3 protein-coding genes and 1 pseudogene are annotated in these 1,257 nt (G+C 64.0%); all 4 read left to right on the top strand.

Going from position 1 to position 1,257, the window contains the following annotated elements:
- Window positions 1-337, top strand: a 337-nt coding sequence (locus tag K359_RS0148185; protein ID WP_029085276.1) for a hypothetical protein, incomplete at its 5' end; no start/stop codon positions are given.
- Window positions 334-711 (top strand): hypothetical protein, encoded by a 378-nt coding sequence (locus K359_RS0148180; RefSeq protein ID WP_029085275.1) that lies wholly within the window; start codon window positions 334-336, stop codon window positions 709-711. The genes K359_RS0148185 and K359_RS0148180, both read left to right, overlap by 4 nt.
- The gene (locus K359_RS0148175; protein ID WP_029085274.1) at window positions 711-1,001 is read left to right on the top strand and encodes a hypothetical protein; all 291 of its coding nucleotides are present in this window, start codon (window positions 711-713) and stop codon (window positions 999-1,001) included. The genes K359_RS0148180 and K359_RS0148175 overlap by 1 nt, the downstream gene beginning before the upstream one ends.
- Window positions 1,001-1,257, top strand: a pseudogene (locus tag K359_RS0148170) (hypothetical protein); the annotation flags it as partial. The gene K359_RS0148175 and the pseudogene K359_RS0148170, both read left to right, overlap by 1 nt.

Raw genomic sequence — 1,257 nt, 5'->3', positions numbered from 1 at the left:
CGAGCGGCATCCGGAGATCCTGGAGGGAATCGACATGATCGACATCAAACGGCCGATCGAGCTCGCCGGCATGCGCTCGCGCCTGGCGCGGGCAAGGAAGCTCGAGACGGATATCGGCGTCACGGGCCAGCGCTATGATCGCGTGCTCGACAAGATCGACGAGCAGCATAAGGCGCTGCAGGGCCATGCCGGCGAGCTCGAGAACAACTCGGCGCAGCTCGAGCAGCTGCTCGGCAGCATGATCGCGGGGGATAATGGCGGCCCAAACGATGGCGAGGCCGGCTCGAGCGGCTCCGAGGTCGGCCAGGTCATCACCAGCAAGGTTGACGGCCAGTGACGCCGGACGAGTCCCTCGACCAGCATATCCGAGCGCTCGAGGAGAACGGCGAGACCGTCCTGGTCCGGCGTTACGCCGGCGTCGGACCGGCGCGCGCCGTCGCGAAAGAGGCGGCGGTCCTGGCGAAGGTCAAGGGCTATCAGCCGGCGGAGATTGTCGGCGAGATCCGCCAGGGCGACCGGCATGTCATCCTGTTGAATGATCCCTCGGCGGCAGTGCCGGACGGTAAGGTTGCCTTGTCAACCATGCTGCCGCTGACGGATCGAGATTTCCTGGTGATCGCCGGCGCCGAGGTCAGCATCAAGGGCGTCGACGACGCGACCAGGCGCGTCCAGGGCCAGATCATCGCTTTCGAGATTCAGGTCCGCGGTTGATGGGCAAGGTATTCGACGAGGCCGATTATCAGCGCAGGCTTGACGCCGCGCGCAATGGGATCTCGACCAGTGAGGAGGCCCGGTTCGTCATCACGGGCGACCTGGCCGGCCTCAACGCGCGCAAGGCGTTCCAGGAGGCGAAAGAGCGCGCGCTGCAAAAGGCGCGGGCCAAAATGCTGCAGCGTATCGACCAGGAGATGACCGATCGCGACCGCGACGGCGTTTTGCCGACAGAGGTCGAGGAGATCGTCACAGGCCCGCATGACGAGCTCGTCTCGGTCGATGGCTGATGCGAATCGTTTTTCGCTACCTGGCGATGCAAGACATCGTCGATTTTGCGATCGAGACGCTGGGGCAGCGATCGCCGGTCGGATCGGTCGACGATCCGCATCCCGGTCTCTACCGCGATAGCCACACGGTTTTCCTAAATGGTCATGTCGTCAGCGACGTTTCGGCTTTCCGGCGCGGCGACCAGATCAATATCTCCAACCCGGTCCCTTACTCGCGCAAGATCGAGATCGGCCGGATGAAAATGAAGGTCGAGCC

Origin of the sequence: Bradyrhizobium sp. th-b2, from assembly GCF_000426785.1 — a bacterium.
GTDB lineage: Bacteria > Pseudomonadota > Alphaproteobacteria > Rhizobiales > Xanthobacteraceae > Bradyrhizobium > Bradyrhizobium septentrionale.
This window is presented reverse-complemented; position numbering and strand designations above follow the sequence as displayed.